This window comes from Streptomyces sp. NPDC029216 (assembly GCF_040648015.1).
In the GTDB taxonomy this organism is placed as follows: domain Bacteria; phylum Actinomycetota; class Actinomycetes; order Streptomycetales; family Streptomycetaceae; genus Streptomyces.
The window spans coordinates 1-5461 of record NZ_JBEZWL010000251.1 but is presented as its reverse complement, the minus strand read 5'-3'; the positions used below and the strand labels follow the sequence as shown (position 1 = coordinate 5461).

The window sequence follows — 5461 nt, the reverse complement described above, 5'->3', positions numbered from 1 at the left end:
CAAGACCTCGTACTGGGCGTACTCGGTCTTGCGCCCGGTGCGGCGAGAGTGCGTGCCTGGGGGCACCTCCCAGCGGTAGCTGGGGGAGCGTCGCCGGGCAGACGGGACTTTGACGACAGACCCTAGCCGCATGGGAGGCCAAGCTCGCCGTACTCCGCTCCTACCAGCGGGCCACCGGGCACCTCGCACCCTGGCAGGACGCGACGTGGGGCGAGGACGACGACATGATGCCCATCGGACAGCACATGGCCAAGCTCCGCCGCAAAGGGCGCCAAGAACGGGCTCGGCAAGAACGAGGACACCGCGGCAACCCAGCGCGCGCAGCTCGCCGCGATCGACAAGGACTGGAACTGCCGCCCCTGGCCGCTGGACTGGCAGCGGCACCACCGCGTCCTCGCGGACCTGGCCGACGCCGACGGACAGCTGCCCGACATCGCCCCCGGCGTGCTCATGGACGGCGACGACATCGGACGCTGGCTCCAACAGCAGAAGCAGCAGGCCACCTGGGCCCGGCTGCTCTCCGAGCAGCAGACACGGCTGACCGCACTGGGCGTGGAACCCGCCCAGGCGCCCCCTCCGGCCCCGGCGACCAGCCGTGCGGCGAAGGGGCCGAGCAAGCGCACAGCAGGCGTTCCAGCGGGGCCTGGCAGCCCTCACGCAATGGGCGGAACGGGAAAGCGCCCACCGGCCGGTCCCGAGGACCCACGCCGAGGAGATCACAGTCGACGGCGAGACGGAACCGGTAGTCGTGAAGCTGGGCGTGTGGATATCCAACATCAAGAGCCGGCGCGACAAGCTCACCACCGAACAGCACGCCGCCCTCACGAAGCTCGACGCCGACTGGGCCTGACCAAGCCACGGCGCGAGGAGGGGCGGGGTCCCGTGCTTGAAGTGCCCACAAGCCGTCATCCACGATCCACGGCCGAGTACTCACACCACCACGAACGGCCGAATCGTCACACCGGTTACGGTCGACCAGGACATCTCACCAAGATCCTGTTACGAGCTCTAAGACCGTGTCCTATGTGGTGAGGCGGAGGAGGCGTTTGTAGCAGCAGAGGGCTGCGGCGAGGCCGAGGAAGGCCAGGTAGTTGCGCGGGTTGCGTTCGTAGCGGTGGTTGAGCCGGCGGTAGCCGGTCAGCCAGGACATGGTCCGCCCGATCACCCACCGACGGCGGCCAAGCCGCTCTGAGGACTCGATGCCCTTGCGGGCGATGCGGACGCCGATCCGTTTGCCGCGGAGCCATTTCCGCAGTTCAGGTGTGTCGTAAACCTTGTCGGCGTGCAGTTTCCGGGGCTTGAAGTGGCGTCCGCGGTGGGGGTCGTGTCTCGTTTGGTGACCGAGCACCATGGGCTTCAAGGCCTGGCTGTCGTGGGTGTTGGCGGCCGAGAGGCCGACAACGAGGGGCAGTCCGGCCGCGTCCGACAGGACGCGCATTTTCGAGCCGGGCTTGCCCCGGTCCACGGGGCTCGGACCTGTGAGTCCGCCCCCTTTTTGGCCCGCACGTGGGCGGAGTCGAGAACGGCTCGGGAGAGATCGAGGAGGCCGGCGTCGTCGAGCCGGTACAGGATCTCCTCGTGCAGCCGGCCCCACACCCCGGCCCTCGACCAGATCAGGAACCGGCGATGGGCGGTCGACTTCGATATCCCGAAGCAGGGTGGCAGGGCCCCGCCAGGCACACCCGGAGACCAGTACATAGATGATCGCCGCGAACAGCGTCTCGTCAGGCGTGTCCTGCGTCCCGCCGCCCTGCGGCCGCACCCTCGACGGCGGGATCAGCGGCTTGGCGATCTCCCACAACCCGTCCGGAACAATCCAACTCCACGTACCCCGCCCCATGCCGAGCCCAACGACCCATCACCACATAGGACACGGTCTAAGGTCAGGCTTCCCGGGGAGACCTGGTGTGTACCTCCCCGACACGCCACCCGAACTACGTTCCCATTCTGTCGGTTCACGACTCGGAAGGGATTCTCGTCGCGAGCTGCCGCACCGACGCCACGTTGCACGACCGGCTCACCCGACTGTCCTCTCCGCCCAGCCCCGCGGTGGAGCGTACGCGGTCCATGGATGGTTGAACGGGGACGTTCCTGGGCTCGGTGGCATCAGGCTCAAGGCTGAGGGACCATGGATCTGGGGCTCCAAGCACTCGACGCTGAGGAGCGTAGCCATGAACACCAAGCCCGCCTGCGGGCCAGAGCGCGACCCTGAGTTCTTCGAAGAAGTCGACAAACTATTCGCCAAGTACCCTGAGGCCGCTGGCAGGTATGCGGTGAAATGCAAAAGGATTGAGCTCGAAATACTGAAGATCGATTTCAAGAAGCAGGTAGGGGTCAAGCGTATTGAGGACGGGCGCATCGTCACGGAGTTCCTCGATCGCGACAAGGTCGAGATTTCTGCTCACCACGCCTGCTGCGAGTGGCCGCCCGACGACGACGGCCTTTGCAGCTTTATCTGTCCGGAGTGATTCGCACCTAAGCTGAAGGGCCTGCCGCCATCCTGGGCGGGGCCCTCAGGAGTCGGTACCCATCGCATCACCGTACGAGGCATCTGCATCCGGCCGCACGTGAGGACCCCGCGGTGCAGCCAGTGCGCGATCGAGCTTCCCGAGGGCAGCAGGCGGTCGAGCCAGCCCCTGCGGCTCGGCCTTCCGCATGCGGGTCTCCTCTGACAGATGGTCGGTCCATCGCCGTATGGGCCTCGCGCGTGCAATGCCGCCTTGGGCCGCTGTCCGGGCTCGGCTTCTGGACAACAGCCTTCGGCTCAGCTACAGCGGCATCGTGTTGGGGTTGCTCACTTCGGCTGGGTTCACGTATGTGTCCCTGCTGGCCGGCCTGCCGGATTCAGAGGGTGTGGAGCAGCGGTCGACGAAGGACACGGGCTAAGTACCGAGGGTCACATTGATTCTCCTGATGTGCAGAATTGGTCCCTGGCCCCCGGCATTCCGAAGGCGGATGTATCTGAACTCTGTTCCGGCAGGGGCTGTGTAGATGAATTCCTGCTTGTCGAACAAGTCGCCCATGCGAACCCACGAGGTCAGACCGTCTTGGCTTGCCTCAACCACACCCTCGTTGAAGTAATACACAAGGCGGATCTCGACTTTTGTGATGCTCCGGGTAGCGCCCAGGTCCACCATCACCCAGCCATTGGCTGGTACTGCCCAGCTTGTCTGGAAGTAGGTGTTGTCCCTGCCGTCCAGAATCAGTCCCACTGGATGGTCCGGGCAGGCTCCCAAGTTGGTGCTGGCGAGCAGAGTTGCGCGGGAGGTCACCGCCGTGGCGGCGGTGAATTCGTCTGCGACGATCAGATGTCCCTTTTGGAAGACGCTGTCGCCCACTTCGATGTAGCTGCCGCTAGCGACGATTTTATGGACTGCCAGCTGCTTGCCCTGCGCGATGTTGACGTCGCCCTTGGCCGTAACGGTGCCGTTGATGCTGAGGTTGCCGATGTCGAGGTCGGGTTTGAGGACGGTGACGTGGGTGGAGAGGATGCGGATGACGGGGTTGGTGGGGGTCGTCGGTGGTGGCGCGGAGGTAGAAGGTGGTGTCGGATTTGAGGTTCTGGCTCACTTTCCGTGAAGCGTGCACCGTGAGTGACGGTTGGAGGTCGCTCCTACCGTCCGATAGTTGCCTGAAAACCATCGGTGGCGATCGTGGATGGGCTGACAGTTCGGGTCCGTGGAAGAGACGGTGCTCCAGCTGGAGGAGCTGCTGTTCCCGTCGATCGCGGATATCGCGGTGCTGTCGATCGACGTGAACGACGAGGCGGTATTGATAGAGGCCCGGTGCACGCTGGTCGGGGCCGACTGCGTTGGGTGCATGAGCTGGTCGGAGCGGGTTCACAGCTCCTATATGCGGTATCCCGCTGACGTGCCCAGTGCGGGGAAGCGGGTTCGGCTGTGCCTGTGGGTCCGCCGGTTCATCTGCGGGAACGCGTTATGCGAACGGCAGACTTTCGTCGAACAGATAGCCGGGCTGACCCGGCGGTACGGCCGGTGGACCGAGCGCCTGCGGGCGACGCTGGCTGCGGTCGGTCTCGCGCTGGCCGGCCGGGCAGGCGCGCGCATGGCCGGTGTCTTCGGGGTAGCTGTCAGCCGCAGCACCGTTCTGCGATTGGTCAAGGCCCTGCCCGATCCAGATGTAGCAGCGCCGCGGGTTGTCGGGGTCGACGAGTACGCGACGCGCAAAGGGCGCTTCTACGGGACCGTGCTGGTCGACGTCGAAACTGGGCGGCCTGTGGACATGCTGCCCGACCGGGAAGCATCCAGCCTGGCCGCGTGGCTGGCTGAACGCCCGGGCATTGAGGTCGTCTGCCGCGACCGCGCTCCGTCCTTTGCGGAAGGAGCCACCATCGGGGCGCCCCAGGCGATCCAAGTCGCAGACAGGTGGCACTTGGGGCACAACCTGAGCGAGGCCGCCGAGCGATGCGTCGCCCAGCACCGCAGCTGCCTTGGGGTCCTGGCTCGTGAGCCAGCCGATTCCGCGGTCGTGGCTCCGCCGCCCGAGCAGATGACCGGATCGCCATGGCCAACAGGGCACCGGTTCGCCGACCGCATTCGGGACAGGCACGCCATCGTCCACACGCTGCTGGCGGCCGGCCACAGCCGACGCTCGATCGGCCGCCAGCTCCACATGACCCACCGCACCGTCAAACGCTTGGCCGACGCCGTCGCTCCCGAAGACCTCTTCCAGGGGCAGTGGCAGAACCGCCCCACCGTCCTCGACGAGTACAAGCAATACCTGGACGACTGCTGGAACCAGGGCTGCACCAACGCCTGGGCATTGTGGGAGGAGATCGTGCCGTTCGGCTACAAGGGCAGCTACCAGCGAGTTCGCGCCTACCTCCGGGAAAAACGCCTCTCGCCCGGACCGGTTTCCGCCCGGCCGCCCACCCCGCGGACGGTTTCCGGGTGGATTCTCCGGCACCCCGACACCCTCGCAGAGAGCGAACAACTCCGGCTCAAGGCGGTGCTGGTCCACTGCCCGGAACTGGACGCCCTCACCGGGCACGTCCGGTCCTTCGCCCGGATGCTCACCGAGCGCGAGGGCGAACGTCTACAGGAATGGCTCGACGCCGTCCGGCAGGACGATCTGCCACCCATCCATACCCTGGCCGCCGGCATCGACCGCGACCCTGATGCCGTCACGGCCGGCCTCACCCTGTCCTGGAACTCCGGCGTCGTCGAAGGACACGTCAACCGGATCAAGATGCTTAAACGCCAGATGTTCGGCCAGCCGGCTTCGCTCTCCTCCGCAAGCGTGTCCTGCTCTACTCATAGGACATCGCCTTCTGATGGCTTCCGAGCACTTCGCGGGGCAGACCTGGCTCAGGCCGCCATGAAGCGGCCCAGCTCGCGTGACTTGCACTTAGACGTCATCTCATTTGGCCAGTCTTCGGTAGCAGATGAGGGTGCAGGCGATGCTGGTGAAGGCGAGGAAGTGGTCGGCTTTGCGTTCGTAG

General features: G+C 65.8%; 3 protein-coding genes and 2 pseudogenes. 3 read left to right on the top strand and 2 right to left on the bottom strand.

All coding sequences use genetic code 11. The annotated features are described in order from the left end of the window. Positions 1-128: 128 nt before the first annotated feature. Positions 129-850: pseudogene (locus AB0F18_RS38235) on the top strand (helicase associated domain-containing protein); the annotation flags it as partial. A 171-nt stretch (positions 851-1021) separates the two neighbouring features. On the opposite strand, the pseudogene AB0F18_RS38230 reads toward AB0F18_RS38235, so the two are convergent. Beyond that, positions 1022-1840 (bottom strand): annotated as a pseudogene (locus AB0F18_RS38230) (IS5 family transposase). 331 nt (positions 1841-2171) lie between these two features. Here AB0F18_RS38230 and AB0F18_RS38225 point away from each other — a divergent pair. Continuing rightward, positions 2172-2468 (top strand): hypothetical protein, encoded by a 297-nt coding sequence (locus AB0F18_RS38225; protein WP_362069868.1) that lies wholly within the window; start codon positions 2172-2174, stop codon positions 2466-2468. A gap of 414 nt (positions 2469-2882) precedes the next feature. Here AB0F18_RS38225 and AB0F18_RS38220 read toward each other — a convergent pair whose 3' ends face one another. Then, positions 2883-3338, bottom strand: coding sequence for a discoidin domain-containing protein (locus AB0F18_RS38220; RefSeq protein ID WP_362069866.1), 456 nt, complete (start codon positions 3336-3338; stop codon positions 2883-2885). 340 nt (positions 3339-3678) lie between these two features. Between AB0F18_RS38220 and AB0F18_RS38215 the strand changes: the two genes are divergently transcribed. After that, a partial coding sequence (locus tag AB0F18_RS38215) for an ISL3 family transposase (RefSeq protein WP_362069863.1) occupies positions 3679-5461 on the top strand: 1783 nt, incomplete at its 3' end.